The sequence below is a fragment of the Eoetvoesiella sp. genome, assembly GCF_035555955.1.
Lineage (GTDB): Bacteria > Pseudomonadota > Gammaproteobacteria > Burkholderiales > Burkholderiaceae_B > Eoetvoesia.
The window spans coordinates 1-16391 of record NZ_DATMGA010000054.1 but is presented as its reverse complement, the minus strand read 5'-3'; the positions used below and the strand labels follow the sequence as shown (position 1 = coordinate 16391).

Here is a 16391-nt window from a genome sequence, read left to right as displayed (position 1 = left end):
GGCGATTCATGCGCGCGGCGGCCCGCGCGGCTCGTTAAGGTTTTTGTTAGTTAGCTATTAATTAGCTTGCTAACTATAAGTATAAAAACCCGCCTTATCGCTTGTCAACCATTTTGAAGAAATCAGGACTGGACCGCGGTCTCTTCCCCGGAGGAGTCCAGGCTGTGTATTTCAGCCCGCTTCCACCACAGCAGCAGCAGGCCCGGCGCGCCGATGAACACGGTCGCCACGAAGAAGGCGGGCCACCCCAGGCTTTCGACCAGCGGCGGCGTGAACGGCCCGGCCAGGTAGGTGCGGCCCACCGCGGACAGGGCCGACAACAAGGCGAACTGGGTCGCCGAAAATTCCTGCTTGCACAATGCCATCAGCAGGGCAACGAAAGCCGCCGTGCCCAGGCCGCCGCAAATGTTCTCGAAAGCCACCACCAGCCCCATCGAGTAGATATGGGGCGGCGTCACCGCCAGCACCCAATACCCGAAATTGGAAACGGCCTGCAAAATGCCGAATATCATCAGCGACCGGTACAGGCCCAGGCGCGCCATGATGGAGCCGCCCGCCAGCGCCCCCCCGATGGTGGCGATCAGCCCGAAGATCTTGTTGACCATGCCGACTTCTTCGGGGCTGAAGCCCGCGCCGCGAATCAGGAAGGTCGTGGACAGCGCCCCCGCAAAGGCGTCGCCCAGCTTGTACAGGACGATCAGCAGCAGGATGAGCACGGCGCCGCGGCGGCTGAAGAACTCCGACAGCGGCTCGACGACAGCCAGGGCCAGCGTGCGGGGCGCCTTGGCCGCGACCTCGGGTTCCGGCGCCAGCAGCGTGGCCAGCGTGCACAGCAACATGAACATACCCATGAGCACGTAGGTGTAGCGCCAGCCGAGCCAGGTTCCGGCCAGCACCAGCGCCAGCCCGCCCGACACGATCATGGCGATCCGGTAGCCCATGACCTTGACCGCCGCCCCGGCCGCGCGCTCGCTGTCGTGCAGCACGTCCGTGCTGTAGGCGTCGAAGGCGATATCCTGCGTGGCGGACAAGAACGCTACCACCACCGCCAATACCGCCAGCCACGCCAGCTCGGTCGAAGGCGAGAAAAAGCCCATGGCGGCGATCGCAAGGGCCAGCAACACCTGGCAAATCAGAATCCAGCCGCGCCGCCGCCCGAGTATGGGCGGCGCATACCGGTCGACCAGCGGAGCCCACAGGAACTTGAGCGTATAGGCGGTGCCGACCAAGGTCAGAAAACCGATGTTCTGCAAAGAGACGTTGGATACCGTGGCCCAGGCCTGCAGGGTTCCGCTGGTGAGAGCCAGCGGCAGGCCGCTGGCAAAACCCAGGATCAATAAAGGGATGACTCGCGGACTGGCATAGACGTTGGACGGCGATACGATGATCAGCTCCTTTTGCCCTCGACCCAATTGGGGGATTCAAACCGGTACACCGCCAGCGTGCTGCGCCAGCCCGGCAGGAACTTGACCTCGCGGTCGTCATTGAAGGTTGCCAGGTGCGTAATGCGCAAATCCAGCGAGGCCGCCAGATCCTGGAAGTCCTTCAGCGTACACAAATGGATGTTGGGCGTGTTGTACCACTGATAGGGCATTTCGCCCGTGACCGGCATATGCCCGCGCAGAATGGACCAGCCATGCGGCCAATAGCCGAAATTGGGAAAGGACACAATGCCGAAGCGCGCAACCCTGGCCATTTCGCGCAGGATGTGCTCGGTGCGATGCATGGACTGCAGGGTTTGCGACAGCACCACCGAATCGAACTGCATGCCGTCGAACAGCGCCAGGCCCTCTTCCAGGTTCTGCTGGATGACCCGCACGCCGCGGCGCACCGATGCGATGACCCGCTCGTCATCCAGTTCGACGCCAACTCCATCGACGTTTTTATGGTCGCGCAAATACGCCAGCAGCGTGCCGTCGGCGCAACCCAGGTCCAGAACCCGGGTGTTCGGCTCGATCCAGCTGGCTATGCGCACCAGGTCCTGACGAATGGCGCCACGCGCGGTATTGGCGGGCTTGGAGGCGGACAAGGTGCTCATGCCAGGACTCCTGTGGTGGACTGGCGCTCGGGCAAGCCGAGCTTGGCCGCGATCTGGTCGTAATAGCCCTGTACCACGGCATGGTAGCGGGCGTCGTCCAGCAAGAAGGCATCGTGGCCGTGCGGCGCATCGATCTCGGCATACGTGACGGCCCGCTTGCTCTTGAGCAGGGCGCTGACGATTTCGCGCGACCGTGCCGGGGGAAAACGCCAGTCGGTGCCGAACGACACGACCAGGAACTCGGCCTGCGCCACGCTGAGCGCCTGGGCCAGGTCGCCGCCGTAATGGCGGGCGGGATCGAAATAATCGAGCGCGCGGGTGATCAGCAAATACGTATTGGCGTCGAAATACGTGGAGAATTTTTCGCCCTGGTAACGCAGATAGGACTCGACCTCGAATTCGACGTCATACCCGTAGTGGTATTCGCCGTTTTCCGCGGGCGCGCGCTGATTGCGGCCGAACCGCTCGTCCATGTCGTCGTCGGACAAATACGTAATATGAGCCAGCATGCGCGCCACCGACAGGCCCCGCTTGGGCACGGTGTCGTAGGCGTAATAATCGCCGCCGTGAAAATCGGGATCGCTGATGATGGCGCGGCGCGCCACTTCGTTGAAGGCAATGTTCTGCGCCGTCAATCGCGGGGTGCTGGCCACGACCACGCAATGCCCCACCCGGTCGGGGCAACTGACGGCCCATCCCAGGGCTTGCATGCCCCCCAGCGACCCGCCCATGACGGCGGCGAACTTGCGTATGCCGAAATGATCGGCCAGCCGCACCTGGGCATCGACCCAATCGCGCACGGTAAGTATGGGGAACCCCGCCCCCCACGGCCTGCCGGTGGCCGGGTTGATGCTGGCCGGCCCGGTCGAGCCGAAGCACGAGCCGATATTGTTCACGCCGATGACGAAGAACCTTTCGGTATCGACGGCCTTGCCAGGACCCACCATATTGTCCCACCAGCCGATATCCTTGGGATTGGAGGCGGAAATCCCCGCCACATGGTGCGAGGCATTCAGGGCATGGCAAACCAGCACGGCATTGCTGCAATCGGCGTTCAGCGTGCCGTAGGTTTCGACCGCCAGCTCGTAGCTGGGCAGCACTTGGCCGCTGGCCAGAGGCAGGGGCTCGTGGAACGCGATGGTGCGGGGGGAGACAATGCCGACGGAGCCGGTGGGAACGATGCTGCCGGAAGCGGTGTCCGGGTTGGCGGCGCCGGGCTCGGAATAGGTTGTTGACTGGACCATAAGGACCTCTTTAGCTGGATTTATGAGGCGCCCGCAAGCAGATCAAGCAAATCGGCGCTATAGGAATCACGAAGCTGCATTTTATCACTTTCTGTTGTTACACCCCGGACATGGAATTGTCCTTGCCCGTTTTACCTTCCTGGCAATAATTGATACATTCATTCATAAATAGTAAAACAACCACAAGCATATCAATACTATGGAGACACTACTGATGAAGACCCTAACCCCCAGGGAATTGACATGTCTTGGCTGGGCCGCCATTGGTAAAACAAGCTGGGAAATGGGCGTCATACTTGGGTTGACCGAACGCACCGTAAACTTTCATATCCATAATGCCTGCAAGAAGCTGCAGGTGCACAGCCGCCAGGCGGCCATCACCGCCCTGCTCCGCGCCGGCATGCTGCCAAACATTACCGGACACCCGCCGCCAGCGCCTTCAAAAACTCCCGCGCCTGCGACTCCGGAAATGCGTCTGCACGAGCCGTCACCATTCCCTCGACCAGCGCATGCGGCAGCACCCAAGTCATAGCCTGCAACCGCATCGCCCCCTTGCCCGCATCCTTGCCCATAATTTCAAAAGCTTCGCCGAAAGCCGGCAGTTCGGCGGGAATTTCCGCGCCCAGGTTCTGATAGAACGAAGCCATGACCGTCTGCCCCATTTTGGTGCGCGCCGCCTCATCATCCGCGAGGGCGGCGGGCAGCGGCGCGTATCCGACCGCAAACACGGCCCCGTTCACCGTGGCGGCCGTCAAGGTGAACTCGACCGCATGGCCCGCAAAGTTCAAGCTGCGTTTCGCAGTTTCCGGCTTGTCCGGGAAAGTCGCCCGGACCATGCCGCCGGCCACCGGCACCTGGCGCCAGTTGTACTCCGGCGAGCACCCCGCCAGCAGCCCCAGCACCAAGATCATCAAACAGGCAAACCGCGCCATGGCTATCCTTTTTCACGTTCAGCACCCGCCCTGCAAAGCGCCGGCCAGCGGATCAGGCTTGCGAACGATGTGCATGCAATAAATTGTGCGCGTATTTTAAGGTGTCGGGTAAAATTCGCAGCGATACCTTTGAAAAGACACCCGCATGACACAACGCACCCAACGCCATTCCGTACTGCGCTCGCACCTTCCTGTGCTGGCCAGAATATTACGCGGCATTGAAAAAGAAGGCTTGCGGGTGGATGCTCAGGGGCTGCTGGCCGCCACGCCGCATCCGTCGGCGCTGGGCAGCGCGCTTACCAATCCGCGCATCACCACCGACTATTCCGAAGCATTGCTCGAGCTCATAACCGGCACGCACGCCACAGTGCCCTCGCTGCTGAGCGAGCTCGAAGACGTGCACCGGTTCGTTGCCAGCCAGCTCAAAGGCGAAATCATCTGGAACCAATCCATGCCGGCCCACCTGCCGGCCGAGGCCGACATCCCCATCGCCTGGTACGGCAGGTCGAACACCGGCATGCTCAAGCACGTGTACCGGCGCGGCCTGGCCGAACGCTACGGCAAGGCTATGCAATGCATCGCGGGCGTGCACTACAACTTTTCCGTGCCCGACGAATTCTGGGACATCCTCGATACCGAAGGCGCCACCCAGGAAGAAAAGCGCTCCAAGGGCTATATGGCCCTCATCCGCAATTTCACGCGGTATTCCTGGCTGCTCATGTATTTGTTCGGCAACTCGCCCGCCGTCTCGGCCAGGTTCCTGGAAGGCGTCACCCACGACCTGTCGACACTGGACGACGACACGCTGTACCTGCCGTATGCCACCAGCCTGCGCATGAGCGACCTGGGCTACAACAACAAGGCCCAGTCCGACCTCGAGCTTTGCTACAACGACATCGAAACCTTCCTGAGCCGGCTGTACGTGGCGGTAACCACGCCCTGGCCGCCCTACCAGGCCCTGGGCACGCACCGCAACGGCGAATGGATCCAGCTCAATACCAATCTGCTGCAAATCGAAAACGAGTACTACTCCAGCATCCGCCCCAAACGCACCACCGAACGCTGCGAAAGGCCTTCGACGGCGCTGGCCGCGCGCGGCGTGCAGTACATCGAGGTGCGCTGCCTCGACATCGACCCCGCCGCCCCCACCGGCATCACGGCGCAGACCAGCCACTTCATGGACGCCTTCCTGCTGTTCTGTGCCGTGGAAGACAGCCCCTTCTTCCCCCAGAACGGCTTTTGCCACGACAGCCAGGACAACTTCGGCCTGGTGGCGAAAATGGGGCGCAAGCCTGGGCTGGCGCTCGTCAAAAGCAACAAGCCCATCAGCCTAATGGACTGGGCCAGCGAAATCCTCGAAGGCATGCTGCCCTACGCCGACCTGCTCGACGCCACCTACGGCGGGCAAAACCACGTGCAGGCAGTGCTTGCGCAGCATCCCAAAGTCTCGAACCCCGAAGCCACGCCTTCCGCCCAGTTGCTGCAACACCTGCGCGACGAAGGCATAGGCCTGCACGACTACACGCTGCGCCAAAGCCGCGCCCACCACGAGTGGCTGCGCGCCAAGCCCCTGGGCGCCGCGGTGCAGGAACAATTCATGAGCGATGCGGCCCAATCGCTGCGGACCCAGCTGCAAATCGAACAAAGCGACACCGAAAGCTTCGACGAATACGTGGCCCGCTACCACGCCGGCCTGAAAAACCCCGTATCGACCGTGCACTCTTGATCGCCCGGCCCACTCCGGGAAACGCACGAGCTGGGCGCCCCAGACCGGATAGCGACTGCCGCATCATGAAGCGGAGCGCATTTCGCGCGCTTCTTGCAAGAAAGCATCGAGCAAGCGCCGCGCCGGCAAAGTAAGGGGCGCGTCCGCCCGTGTCACGATATGAATTGTCGTATTCGGCAAGGGATCCTCGATAGGCAGATCTATCAGATCCGTCCGCGGGCCATAGCGATCAAAGAAGCCGCGCGGCATGATTCCCACCACGTTCAGGCGCGGCATCAATCCCAGCAATGTCGAGAACGACTCGCACTCCAAGCGAACTTTGGGTGTTGCAAGGCCAAAGGCTTCGAAACGCAGCCGGACCGGATCGCCCGGGCCGCCTGAAGGGCCGGTCAGCACCCACGACGCATCGACCAGATCTTTCAGTCGCTTTGCTTTCGATAAAGGGTGGCCCCGCCGCGCGGCAATAACGTCCTGGCTGTCAAACAAAGGCTGGACAACGAGGTCGGGGCCGACCCCTTCGACCGGCAGCGGGCCGATCGCCAAGTCGAGTTCGCCCGCTCGCAACTGCCGCAGTGCAAATGGGTAAAGCGCGTCTCGCATGCGCAGCCGCACCTGAGGCCACCGCGCGCTGAACCGCGCGATGGCTCCCGGCGCAAGAAGGATTGCCGCCGCGGGAGACAGGCCCATGGTCACCAATGCGGTCGCGTGCCGCAAATGCCAATCCACTTCTTCTTTGGCGCGGGCCAGCTCGCGCACAACGGAAGCCGCGCGGGCGGCCACCAGTTCGCCGGCCGGGGCCAACCGCACACCCTTGGCACTGCGCAGCACAAGAGCCGTGCCGAATTCCTCTTCAAGCTGCCGCAGGGATTTGCTGAGCGCCGGCTGGGTGACATTAAGAACTTCCGCCGCCGCGCGCAGGCTTCCGGTCTCGGCAAGCGTCAAAAGCAGGTGCATGTGTTGCAAGCGCATAACGGGCTCCCAGGTGATAACCCATGGTAATCGATATCAAAATAATGCACTACTGCCCGCATGAGCAGCCTCCTAAAATCGGTCCATAAAAAAACACATTCAACAAATTGCGGAGGAGACTATGACCCGCTCTGTAAAGAACATTCTCTTCATCATGTGTGACCAGTTGCGCGCAGACCACTTGTCGTGCTTCGGCCACCCCACGCTGAAAACCCCGCACCTCGACGCGCTGGCCGAACGCGGCATGCTCTTCGAGAGGGCCTATGTGCAATCGCCCGTGTGCGGACCGTCCCGCATGAGCTATTACACAGGCCGCTATGTGCATTCACACGGCGCAAGCTGGAATTTCGTGCCGCTCAAGGCAGGCGAAATGACCATCGGCGATCATTTGCGCCCGCTGGGCGTACGATCTGTACTGGTCGGCAAGACCCATATGCGCGCCGACCTGGCCGGCATGTCGCGCCTGGGCATCGACCCCGAGTCGCCCATAGGCGTGCGCATCTCGGAATGCGGATTCGACCCCTACGAACGGGACGACGGCATTCATCCCTATTCCGGCCACGACCCCGACCCTTCATACAACGACTACCTGCGCCAAAACGGCTTCGGCGGCGACAATCCTTGGGAAAGCTGGGCCAACTCGACCAAGGACGATGACGGCAACATCCGTTCCGGCTGGTTCCTGAAGTACTCGAACCGGCCCGCGCTCATTCCCGACGAGCACTCGGAAACTCCCTACATCACGCGCCGCGCCATGGACTTCATCGCCGAAGCCGGAGAACAGCCATGGTGCCTGCATCTTTCCTACATCAAGCCGCACTGGCCGTACATCGTGCCGGCACCCTACGCCACCATGTACAAGCCCGAAGACGCGCTGCCCGTCGTGCGGTCCGAAAGCGAACGCAATGACCCGCATCCGGTATACGGCGCCATGATGAACCATCGTGTCTCGCGCACATTCTCGCGGGACGGCGTACGCGATGCAGTCATGCCGGGCTATATGGGCCTTATCAAGCAGATCGACGACCAGCTCGGCCTGCTGTTTGCCTTCCTCGAAGAGCGCGGGCTCATGGACACGACCATGATAGTGTTCACCTCGGACCACGGCGACTATATGGGCGACCACTGGATGGGGGAGAAAGACTTCTTTCACGAGCCGGTCATCCGAGCGCCCCTGATTATTTACGACCCGGACTCGCGCGCCGACGCCACACGCGGCACGCGCTGCGATGCACTGGTGGAAGCCGTCGACCTGGCCCCCACTTTCCTCGATGTCTACGGGGGGCCGCCCGTACCTCATGTCATCGACGGGCGCTCGCTGCGGCCGCTGCTGTTCGGCAACCGGCCCGCCGACTGGCGCAAAGAGGTCGTCTGCGAATACGACTATGCCTTCCAGGACTCGCGCATAGAACTAGGCACGAAACCGCGCGACGCCTGGCTGCGGATGATCTTCGATGGCCGCTGGAAATACGTCATCGCCGAGAACTACCGGCCTTTGCTGTTCGACCTGCAGTCCGACCCCCACGAGTTCATCGATCTGGGCGCCTCGCCCCTGGACGAGCATGTCGCAGTGCGCGCGCGTTTGCACGAAGCCCTATTTCGCTGGGCCCGCCAGCCGCGCCAGCGCGTCACGGTTCCCGACGGAGCTATTGAATCGACCGAGGTGCAGCCCCGGATTTCCGAAGGCGGCATCTTGATCGGCTACTGGGACGAAGAAGATCTGGCGCAGGCGCGCCAGCAGTTCAAGCCGCGGTTCGCCTCGACCAACCCCCTGGTGACAGAGACATTGAATCGACTGGCGACACTACAAGGAGACAAAGAAAATGCATGAAACCCCCGACATTACCCGCAACCACACCGGCATCGACGGCGTATCCTGGAATATCCTGGGGCAAGTCTATGTGCCCAAACAAGTCAGCGACGACTGTTTTGCGTGGCACGCAACGTTCCCCGTAGAAACTTTCGTGCCACCACACATGCATCCGAAGCAAGACGAATACATTTTCGTGCTGGACGGCCGCATCGACCTGCTGCTTGATGGGAAGAAGACGTCCGCCTCCTCGGGAGACCTCGTTCGCATGCCACGCGGCCTGCCTCATGCGTTCTTCAATAACTCGGGAGACCCCGTCACCGCCCTCTTCTGGGCAGCCCCGACCGGCAGGCTGCTGGAGCTTTATCGCCGCATCCACAATATGTCCAATCCGGCCGAGGTAGTACAGGTAGCGCGCGAATACGACGTCCTGTTCTACCCTCCCGTATCGGCAGCGGCCTGAGTGGAGTAGCACGATGACGACTCTATCGAATGCCGTTACACCGGCCAATGCAATCCAGTTATCCGTACGCGGCAGAGCCTGGCTGGTTACGGCGATGCTCACCGGATTCATGATTCTGAACTTCGGCGACAAGGCCGTCCTGGGACTGGTGGCCAAACCGGCCATGGCAGAGCTGGGACTCACGCCGGTGCAGTTCGGCTTCATAGGCAGCAGCTTCTTCTTTCTGTTCAGCCTGAGCGCCATCGTGGTCGGCGCCATCGCCAGCCGCGTGTCGAGCCGCTGGCTGATTCTGGTTCTGGCGCTGATCTGGGCCGCCGCCCAGTTTCCCTTGCTTTCGGGAGGCGCCGCCGTCCTTCTAGCCAGCCGCATCATTCTCGGCGCCGGCGAAGGCCCCGCGCTGCCGGTGGCCTTGCATGCCACCCATCACTGGTTTCCCGCGCACGAACGCGCCCTCCCCAGCAATCTGATCGCCATCGGACCAACCGTGGGCGCGGCCATAGCCGCCCCCGCCTTGTCATGGATTATTGCCTCGCCATCCCTGGGCTGGCGGTGGGCCTTCGTATTCCTTGGCTTCGCCGGCCTGGTATGGAGCATAGCCTGGCTATTCGTAGGCCGCGACGGCCCCTACCAATGCGCCAACGCAGGCAGCGAAGGCATGGCCATCACCACCTCGGCCACCGAGAAGCTCAAAGCCGTGCCTCTATGGCGAGTTTTTACCTGCAGGTCGTGGCTGATCGCCATGGCAGCCGGCTTTACCTGCTTCTGGGCGCAAGGAGCCATGACAACCTGGGTGCCGCAATACATCGGCGGCGTATTGAAGATAGAACAGTCGCAGGTGGGGCTCATCTATGCACTGCCATGGCTGTTCGGCACGCTGCTGCTGGTCGGCCTGGGCTTTTTGGGACGCCATCTCATGCGCAACGGCGTCACCGCCCGCTGGGCGGTGGGCGGGCTGTTCGGCGGCTCGCTGGCGGTCTCCGGAATCTGCCTGCTGCTGTTGCCGCATACTTCTGGATTGCAAGCCATAGCCGCCATGACTGTCGGCTGGGGTGCGTTCCTGGTATTCCCAATGGCGCCAACCGCCATTGCGTTCGCCGTCAATCCAACCCAGCGGGCCATCGTCATATCGACCTTGGTCGGGATTGCGTCCATTGGAGGGGTGATCGCCCCCGCCGTGGTCGGATGGCTGGTCCAGCAGGCCGGATACGGCGCGGCAAAAGCCACAGCCATTGGCAACAATACCGCCTTGCTGGCCCAGGGGCTGGGGAGCGCCTTTACGCTGACAGGCCTGCTGTTGCTGGTCGCCGGCATCGCCGCCGTCTGGTGGATCAACCCCGAGCAGGCTTGCGAACGGCTGCAACGGCACGCGGCTGTTGACCGCTAACGCCAGAAAGGCGGACCGCTGCGTCGTGCTTGGCTCCATGCCCGCACGACGCCGGCTGCCACACTGTATGGTCTTGATTCAGGGCGAACCGCAAACCCGTCCTAGCTGCTGCAGGTCTTGCCCATATTGTTCGCGATGATCTGCCGATCCGCGTCGTCCGTCTTGCCGTCGTGGTTGAAGTCGTACCAGCTCGATTGGCCATTGTTCAGTTGGCTGAGTTCCTTCCAGTTGGCCAGGTCCTTGGCATCCACCACCCGGTCGCGGTTGCCGTCGCCGGGGCAATTGACGCTGTCGTAGTTCGCGTTGTAACTGGCCACGGCATCGTGCTTGTCCATTTCGGACCTAAGGTTGGCGTAGGCCTGCTGCTGCTCGCCGGTCAGCGACGACGTATCCAAAGGCGGCGTGGTTATCGCCACCAACTCGCTGCCTTCCTTGTCCAGCTTGGGATTGGGGGTGGCAGTGTCGATCTGGTAGAACTCGTCCTTGACGTCGTAGCCGGTGGGGCTGTAGCTGTAATCGACGGGATCCGCGGCGGTGCCCATGGCCGGCACGCACTCGTTGCGCGTCTGGCGCACCAGCTTGTAGGTACCATCCGTGACTGCCTTGGTGGCGTAAGGCAGGAAGGTGGTGCCCTCGTTCCCGTGGGCCAGGCGGTAGGCCTGGACCTGGCAGCAATTGTGGTACCCCGTTGCGGGAACGTCGTCGGTTTCGCCGGCGGTCAGATTATCGCCGTACCAGATGCCGCCTTGCGTCACGCAAACCCCCTTTTGTGGAAAGAGCGTCGTGCAGACGTTGTTGGCGGCGGGGATCACGCAGGGATATTCGTTTGCACCTGCGTCAACCGCCCTCTCGTTGGTGCCCATTTCAGTGAAGTTGGTGCTGCGGATGCTTGCCTGCCCGGGATTGGTCAGGTAGGCCAGCATGGGCTGCCCGTCGATCGGGTCGTTGGCCGGGATGGCCTTGTCGACGTCGGCGCCCGCGATTTCGGCAAACAGCCTGTACAGGTCGACCGAGCCCACCATGGACGGCACCTCGCGCCCCGGCGAGGCGACCATGGGGCCTGCCACCATCAGCGGCACCCATACGCCGGTCTGATAAGGCGAAGCCTTGGCGCGGGTGGGGTCGAACTGGCCCGGCGCGGTGAATTTGACGCTGTTCACGTAGGTGCCGTTATCACCCATGACCACGACCACGGTGTTGGTCTGCTCGGGGTGGTAGTCCAGCGTGCCGTCGCTGTTGTACTTGGCCAGGTTCAGGCCTACCAGCAGGTCGCCGATCTTCTTGTCCAGGGCCTCGATCATGAGGTTGGTGATGAGGTGGCTGTCGATCACGTCGGTAATCTGCGTTGCCACCGGCGTATTCTCCGAGTCGGCGTGGGGCGAACACACCAGATTGTCGTTGCGCCCCGGCGTGCCGTCGGCGATCAGCGATACTGGCGGCACCTGCAGCGGCGCATGGATGGCCGAATAACCCACGGTAAGCATCCAGGGCTTGTCGCCGGATTGCTGCTTGGCCCATTCGAGCGCACGGTCGGTTTCCAGAATGCTGCGATAGCCGCGCGAGGAAGGGTCGGAGGCCGGAATGACGTAGCCGTTGCCCTGGGCCGTGCTCTTCACCCACCGGCCGGTGTAGTAGCCGTTTTGCGCCGTGAAGTCGATATAGTTGGGCACCGTGGACTGGCACGACTGGTTCGGGTCGAGGATGCCGCCGCGCTCCATGCAGCTGCGGCCCGGCGTGACGACGTCGCCGCCTATCGATATTTGCGAGCAACTGCCGTCGGCCAGGTAGCAGGCTCCGGAATCGGCGCCATTGCTTCCGGATATTTTGGTCGTGGGGATGAAACCGCACTTATAGGGCCCGCTATCGACATCGGCGCCCTTGGTCGTAAGGCCCGCCCGGGTATCGATGTTGTAGGGCGCGCCGTCCAGGAAGCCGTCGAAATAATCCCAGCCCAGCTTCCACATGCTGTTGTAGCCATAAGGCAGGTTGTACGAGCCGTTCAGGTCCGACCCGGTCAGATGCATCTTGCCGATCAGCGCATTGGTGTAGCCTTGCGTTTTCAGCAGCTTGGGCAACGTCATGGCATAGGGCGACGTTGATGAGTTGGCCAGGTCGGTGGCCACCAGCGCGTTCAGGATGTTGTCTTGGGACGGATAGCGCCCGGTGAAGAAAGTGGCCCGGGTGGGCGTGCAATCGGGCATGGCCCACGCATTGCGGAACAGCACGCCGGCGCGGGCGATGGCGTCCATATTGGGCGTTCTGGCCGGAGAAGCGCCGCCGTAGCCATAGGATTTCATTTGATCGACGCCCAGGTCGTCCAGCACGACGAAGAGGATGTTGGGCTTGCCCTTGGCAACCTTGCCGCTGCCGGAATCATCGGAACATGAAGCCAATAATAGTACGGCTGTAGCCACCAAAGCCGCTGCGGATACTGGCCGGAATAATTTTTTGATCATGGATGCCCCCTCTCTTCTTTACGAAAAGAGTAACAATTTGTCTTTCCCGTGACAACCCCCAACATTAAAGAAACAACATGTAACTTAAGAATCAACAAAAACCAAAACGATATCCTGACGAAGCAGGAATGTTCCGGCCCACGCCCGGCTTCGCCGCCGGACGGGAGGCGACGATCAGGCGTGTTCCGCGCCTGGATGATATGCCTTCACGCGGCGCAGGGTGTTCTTGTCCGTATGATGCATTTCCCTGCCGGTCGCAGCCAGCCTCAGGATCAGGTCCGGCTCATGGGTGAACGTGCCATCGTCGTTGAACGTAATGACGCTCTTGAAGCCCTTGAGCTCCGCGCGCTCCAGCAAATACTTGTTCTGCAGGATGCCATAACAGGGATCGCCCGGCGTGGCATCGAAGTGCAATACCTTGTCGCCGGGCTTGGCGCTCGAACCGGCCTGGACGGGTCGGTGCTTCGAAAGTTTTCTCTTGTAGCGCCCATGGAAAGCTGATTAAATAAACTCCGACAAGCTTTCTCGCTTCATGACTAATTAAGTGAAATATTTCACTTTTTATTGGAACCAGCGGACAACGCCGTACGCACAAAGAATGAAGCCTGATTCCAGCAACATCCCCCCCTCCAGCAAATAAGAATGAAATATTTCATTAAAAGGGACGACGAATGGCATTGGCAGCGCGCGAAATGGAATTCGACGTAGTCGTCGTCGGAGGCGGCGGAGCGGGGTTGCTTGCCGCCGCCGAGGCAGGACGTCTGGGATGCAAGGTTTGCGTCCTGGAAAAGGACTCGGTGCTTGGTGGAACGACGGCGATGTCGGTAGGTTCCATCATGGCTGCCGGAACAAGGCTGCAACGACAAGATGGGGTCGTGGATTCGCCTGAAGCGCACGCTCGGGATTTGGCCGCGATCTGCGCTCAGCTGGGCTTGCATGACAATGCCGAATTGCGTAGCCTCTACACAAGCCACGCAGCCGAGACAGTGGATCTGCTGGAATCGATTGGTGTTGTATTTACTCGGCCCATGCCACAGCCGCCACATGAAAAGCCGCGGCTGCATCAGGTTATTCCTGGCTCAAGGTCTTACATTCACCACCTTGAAAAATATTGCCGCAAGCAAGCCGTCTCACTGATGGTCGGCACCCAGGCGGATAGCCTGGTATGCCGGCAAGGCCGCGTCACCGGCGTCAAAGCGCGCGATGCCGCGGGAGAGTTCACAATTGCCGCAAGGCGCGCCGTGGTGCTGGCCTCCGGAGACGTGGCGGGAGATACCGAGTTGCTCCGCGCTTATGCAGCAACCGGCCTCGAAGGCGTCAGGCCAATCAACCCGGTCTGCGCCGGCGACGGCCATCGAATGGCCGCCACAATAGGCGCACATATCGTCCCGCGGAGGGACTTCAGCGCCGCCAGCCTCGCCCATATACGTTTCCTGCCCCCAGCCAGGAAAAACCTCGTCCAGCGGATTCCTCCCTATGCCCCATTGGCGCGGCTGGCAAAACTGGCCATCGACCATGCGCCCCCCGCGTTGATCAGGCCCTTCGTTCTTCAATTCCTGACTACCGCGCTCGCTCCCGACCGAGGGATATTCCAGAACGGCGCCCTTCTTGTGAACCTGAACGGCCAACGCTTTGCCGATGAACTCAGCGGGCCCCGCGTCAACGACGTCGGCCAGCACGACCACAAAGTGGCGGAATCGGGAGATGAGAGCGCCGCCCCCAGCCTGCTGCTGGCCCGGCAACCAGAAGCGCTTGGCTACCTTGTCTTCGACCATCGCCTTGCCGCCGTCTTTTCGAAATGGCCTCACTTCATTTCGACAGCGCCCGGCGTGGCATACGCCTACCTGGACGATTACCGCAAGGCAAGACCCGACCTGTTTCATACCGCCCGGACGTTGGAGGCCCTTGCGGAGATTCTACGCATGCCCGCAGGCAGCCTGCATAAAACCGTTGCCGAAGCGAACAGCCGGCACACGAATCACCCGCTCGCGCAAGCGCCCTTCTATGCGCTCGGCCCCGTCACCGCATGGATACTGGTGACGCCGGTGGGATTGAAAGTCGATGACCAGCTTAGGGTGCTGCAAGAGGACGGCTCTCCGATTGCAGGACTGTTCGCGGCGGGAGGCGCCGGCCAGGGAGGATTCACCTTGACAGGCCACGGCCATGGCCTGGGCTGGGCCTTCACCTCGGGCATGCTGGCGGGCCGCAACGCGACTCATGGAGAAGGCATGTGATCTACGAATACGCGATACGTCCAATCCTGTTCAATTTCCCTCCCGAGACCGCCCACTCGGGCACTTTGCGCATTGCGGGCGCCCTGGCGCGAACAGGAATCATGGGCAAAACGATCGAACGCGCGTTGAGCCTGGAGGACAAGCGGCTGGCCGTCTCCATTGCTGGATTGGAGTTTCCCAACCCCATCGGGCTGGGCGCGGGCATGGACAAGAATGCCATCTCCCTGCCTTTCCTCGGCCAGCTTGGCTTCGGTGTAATGACCCAGCGGAACTTGCTCAGTTCATGCGGCTAATGCAAATGCTTGTGCCGGGGTTTTCATGGCCAACGCCTGGTGTGGGCGCCGGTGATTGTAAAAGCGTATCCAGTCGCCAATGACACGGCTGGCATGCTGTATGGATTCGAAGCGGTGCCGATGGGCACATTGTTCTTTAAGCGTCCTGATAACACGCTCGACCATGCCATTCTGCTGTGGGCAATGGGGCGTAATGAACTCTTGACGAAGGCCATAGCTGCGCACCAGTGCGGTATAGCTGCGAGAGGTAAACACAAGCCCATTGTCTGACCGTAGCAAGAACGGCTCAGGAACACGGCCTAGGGTTCCAAATCGGGCTATCAAGGCATGCTCCAGAGCGCTGCCGGCAGTTGTGGCCTTGCCGCGGCGAGACAGATGCCAGCCCAGCAATTCACGAGTATGGCAGTCAATGACCAAGGCCAGTGTTGCCCAGTTATCGCGGCCCGCCCAGATGCGGCACAGGTCCGTGGACCAACGCTCATTAGGCATGCTCGCCACCGACGGCAAGGCTTGGATGCGAGGCCTAAAGCCAATAGCTCGCTTCTTGACCGGTAATCCCCCCAGAAAAGGAACGGTCTTAAAGGTAGAATTTTCTAATAGCAGTATTCAGGAAATTTTGCATGAAGACCTCACGCTTTACCGACAGTCAGATTATTGCCATCCTCAAGCAGTCCGAAGCTGGCACACCGGTGCCAGAGCTTTGCCGAGAGCACGGTATGAGCAGCGCTACGTTCTATAAATGGCGCGCCAAGTACGGCGGCATGGATGCAGGCCTAATGTCACGCATGAAGGAGCTGGAGGCGGAGAACGCCCGGCTTAAAAAGATGTATGCAGAGGAACGG

At 61.3% G+C, this 16391-nt stretch carries 16 protein-coding genes and 1 riboswitch; of the genes, 8 read left to right on the top strand and 8 right to left on the bottom strand.

What is annotated here, in order from left to right; all coding sequences use genetic code 11:
- Positions 1-122: 122 nt before the first annotated feature.
- The 3 genes from VNT00_RS12955 to metX form a co-directional block, all read right to left on the bottom strand.
- The gene (locus tag VNT00_RS12955) at positions 123-1412 is read right to left on the bottom strand and encodes a muropeptide transporter (RefSeq protein WP_414650937.1); all 1290 of its coding nucleotides are present in this window, start codon (positions 1410-1412) and stop codon (positions 123-125) included.
- Positions 1388-2038, bottom strand: a complete 651-nt coding sequence (gene metW, locus VNT00_RS12950) for a methionine biosynthesis protein MetW (RefSeq protein WP_325588096.1) — start codon at positions 2036-2038, stop codon at positions 1388-1390. The genes VNT00_RS12955 and metW overlap by 25 nt, the downstream gene beginning before the upstream one ends.
- Complete coding sequence (gene metX, locus VNT00_RS12945) at positions 2035-3282, bottom strand: homoserine O-succinyltransferase MetX (RefSeq protein WP_325588094.1); 1248 nt, start codon at positions 3280-3282, stop codon at positions 2035-2037. The genes metW and metX overlap by 4 nt, the downstream gene beginning before the upstream one ends.
- Positions 3272-3350, bottom strand: a riboswitch (SAM riboswitch). (Overlaps the previous gene by 11 nt.)
- Positions 3351-3481: 131 nt before the next feature.
- On the opposite strand from metX, the gene VNT00_RS12940 reads away from it, so the two are divergent.
- Entirely contained in the window at positions 3482-3814 is a 333-nt protein-coding gene (locus tag VNT00_RS12940) for a helix-turn-helix domain-containing protein (protein WP_325588092.1), read from the top strand.
- On the opposite strand, the gene VNT00_RS12935 is transcribed toward VNT00_RS12940, so the two are convergent.
- The gene (locus VNT00_RS12935) at positions 3696-4214 is read right to left on the bottom strand and encodes a hypothetical protein (protein ID WP_325588090.1); all 519 of its coding nucleotides are present in this window, start codon (positions 4212-4214) and stop codon (positions 3696-3698) included. The two genes, VNT00_RS12940 and VNT00_RS12935, sit on opposite strands and share 119 nt — an antisense overlap.
- A 145-nt stretch (positions 4215-4359) precedes the next feature.
- Here VNT00_RS12935 and gshA point away from each other — a divergent pair, with 145 nt between their 5' ends.
- Positions 4360-5940 carry a glutamate--cysteine ligase gene (gene gshA, locus VNT00_RS12930; RefSeq protein ID WP_325588088.1) on the top strand — a complete coding sequence of 527 codons (1581 nt, stop codon included), beginning with the start codon at positions 4360-4362 and terminating at the stop codon, positions 5938-5940.
- 63 nt (positions 5941-6003) lie between these two features.
- Here gshA and VNT00_RS12925 read toward each other — a convergent pair whose 3' ends face one another.
- Positions 6004-6909 carry a LysR family transcriptional regulator gene (locus VNT00_RS12925; RefSeq protein WP_325588086.1) on the bottom strand — a complete coding sequence of 302 codons (906 nt, stop codon included), beginning with the start codon at positions 6907-6909 and terminating at the stop codon, positions 6004-6006.
- 121 nt (positions 6910-7030) lie between these two features.
- Between VNT00_RS12925 and VNT00_RS12920 the strand changes: the two genes are divergently transcribed.
- Genes VNT00_RS12920 through VNT00_RS12910 form a run of 3 tightly spaced genes read left to right on the top strand, consistent with a single transcriptional unit; the run spans position 7031 to position 10566 of the window.
- Positions 7031-8740 (top strand): alkaline phosphatase family protein, encoded by a 1710-nt coding sequence (locus VNT00_RS12920; protein ID WP_325588084.1) that lies wholly within the window; start codon positions 7031-7033, stop codon positions 8738-8740.
- Entirely contained in the window at positions 8733-9182 is a 450-nt protein-coding gene (locus tag VNT00_RS12915; protein ID WP_325588082.1) for a cupin domain-containing protein, read from the top strand. Before VNT00_RS12920 ends, VNT00_RS12915 begins: the two co-directional genes overlap by 8 nt.
- Positions 9183-9195: 13 nt before the next feature.
- Positions 9196-10566, top strand: coding sequence for an MFS transporter (locus VNT00_RS12910; protein WP_325588080.1), 1371 nt, complete (start codon positions 9196-9198; stop codon positions 10564-10566).
- 101 nt (positions 10567-10667) lie between these two features.
- On the opposite strand, the gene VNT00_RS12905 is transcribed toward VNT00_RS12910, so the two are convergent.
- Both VNT00_RS12905 and VNT00_RS12900 read right to left on the bottom strand, forming a co-directional pair.
- Entirely contained in the window at positions 10668-12959 is a 2292-nt protein-coding gene (locus tag VNT00_RS12905) for a sulfatase-like hydrolase/transferase (protein ID WP_325588078.1), read from the bottom strand.
- Positions 12960-13196: 237 nt separating this feature from the next.
- A complete protein-coding gene (locus VNT00_RS12900) occupies positions 13197-13436 on the bottom strand; it encodes a hypothetical protein (protein WP_325588076.1) in 240 nt (79 codons plus the stop codon).
- A 257-nt stretch (positions 13437-13693) separates the two neighbouring features.
- On the opposite strand from VNT00_RS12900, the gene VNT00_RS12895 reads away from it, so the two are divergent.
- Together VNT00_RS12895 and VNT00_RS12890 are read left to right on the top strand one after the other, a co-directional pair.
- A complete protein-coding gene (locus VNT00_RS12895) occupies positions 13694-15256 on the top strand; it encodes an FAD-dependent oxidoreductase (RefSeq protein ID WP_325588074.1) in 1563 nt (520 codons plus the stop codon).
- Positions 15253-15549, top strand: coding sequence for a dihydroorotate dehydrogenase (locus VNT00_RS12890; protein WP_325588072.1), 297 nt, complete (start codon positions 15253-15255; stop codon positions 15547-15549). The genes VNT00_RS12895 and VNT00_RS12890 overlap by 4 nt, the downstream gene beginning before the upstream one ends.
- On the opposite strand, the gene VNT00_RS12885 is transcribed toward VNT00_RS12890, so the two are convergent.
- Positions 15538-16038 carry an IS3 family transposase gene (locus tag VNT00_RS12885; protein WP_325588070.1) on the bottom strand — a complete coding sequence of 167 codons (501 nt, stop codon included), beginning with the start codon at positions 16036-16038 and terminating at the stop codon, positions 15538-15540. The genes VNT00_RS12890 and VNT00_RS12885 overlap by 12 nt on opposite strands.
- 131 nt (positions 16039-16169) lie before the next feature.
- On the opposite strand from VNT00_RS12885, the gene VNT00_RS12880 reads away from it, so the two are divergent.
- The coding region (locus tag VNT00_RS12880; RefSeq protein WP_325586625.1) for a transposase at positions 16170-16391 on the top strand (222 nt) is incomplete at its 3' end.

What these genes read in the sequence shown, in the direction of transcription:
- VNT00_RS12935 (WP_325588090.1), bottom strand. Translation starts at nt 4,214, where the DNA reads ATGGCGCGGTTTGCCTGTTTGATGATCTTGGTGCTGGGGCTGCTGGCG.
- VNT00_RS12920 (WP_325588084.1), top strand. Translation starts at nt 7,031, where the DNA reads ATGACCCGCTCTGTAAAGAACATTCTCTTCATCATGTGTGACCAGTTG.
- VNT00_RS12910 (WP_325588080.1), top strand. Translation starts at nt 9,196, where the DNA reads ATGACGACTCTATCGAATGCCGTTACACCGGCCAATGCAATCCAGTTA.
- VNT00_RS12885 (WP_325588070.1), bottom strand. Translation starts at nt 16,038, where the DNA reads ATGCCTAATGAGCGTTGGTCCACGGACCTGTGCCGCATCTGGGCGGGC.
- metX (WP_325588094.1), bottom strand. Translation starts at nt 3,282, where the DNA reads ATGGTCCAGTCAACAACCTATTCCGAGCCCGGCGCCGCCAACCCGGAC.
- gshA (WP_325588088.1), top strand. Translation starts at nt 4,360, where the DNA reads ATGACACAACGCACCCAACGCCATTCCGTACTGCGCTCGCACCTTCCT.
- VNT00_RS12925 (WP_325588086.1), bottom strand. Translation starts at nt 6,909, where the DNA reads ATGCGCTTGCAACACATGCACCTGCTTTTGACGCTTGCCGAGACCGGA.
- VNT00_RS12940 (WP_325588092.1), top strand. Translation starts at nt 3,482, where the DNA reads ATGGAGACACTACTGATGAAGACCCTAACCCCCAGGGAATTGACATGT.
- VNT00_RS12915 (WP_325588082.1), top strand. Translation starts at nt 8,733, where the DNA reads ATGCATGAAACCCCCGACATTACCCGCAACCACACCGGCATCGACGGC.
- VNT00_RS12895 (WP_325588074.1), top strand. Translation starts at nt 13,694, where the DNA reads ATGGCATTGGCAGCGCGCGAAATGGAATTCGACGTAGTCGTCGTCGGA.
- metW (WP_325588096.1), bottom strand. Translation starts at nt 2,038, where the DNA reads ATGAGCACCTTGTCCGCCTCCAAGCCCGCCAATACCGCGCGTGGCGCC.